The organism is Rhizobium ecuadorense, assembly GCF_001187535.1.
Lineage (GTDB): Bacteria > Pseudomonadota > Alphaproteobacteria > Rhizobiales > Rhizobiaceae > Rhizobium > Rhizobium ecuadorense.
Map to the genome: position 1 here is coordinate 1 of NZ_LFIO01000344.1, position 607 is coordinate 607.

General features: G+C 65.2%; 1 protein-coding gene. It reads left to right on the forward strand.

Features of this window, described 5'->3' with window-relative positions; genetic code table 11:
- A partial coding sequence (locus tag AF337_RS07395; RefSeq protein WP_152970952.1) for a cadherin-like domain-containing protein occupies positions 1 to 607 on the forward strand: 607 nt, incomplete at both ends.

Below are 607 nucleotides of genomic sequence, written 5' to 3' on the forward strand. Positions count from 1 at the left end.
ACCTTCACGCCGGATGCCAACTACAACGGCCCGGTCAGCCTCAGCTACACCGTCACCGACGGTCATGGCGGCAGTGTTCCGGCAAGCCAGAGCTTCACGCTAACGGCGGTCAACGACGCACCGGTCCTCAGCGGCAATGCGGCAACGCTTGCGGCGGGAACCGAGGACACGCCCTACACTGTCAGCGCCGCTGCCCTGCTGGCCGGCTTCACCGATGTCGACGGCGACCAACTGTCGGTCTCAGGCCTCACCGCCAATCATGGCGGCCTGGTCAACAACAATGACGGCACCTGGACCTTCACGCCGGATGCCAACTACAACGGCCCGGTCAGCCTCAGCTACACCGTCACCGACGGTCATGGCGGCAGTGTTCCGGCAAGCCAGAGCTTCACGCTAACGGCGGTCAACGACGCACCGGTCCTCAGCGGCAATGCGGCAACGCTTGCGGCGGGAACCGAGGACACGCCCTACACTGTCAGCGCCGCTGCCCTGCTGGCCGGCTTCACCGATGTCGACGGCGACCAACTGTCGGTCTCAGGCCTCACCGCCAATCATGGCGGCCTGGTCAACAACAATGACGGCACCTGGACCTTCACGCCGGATGCCT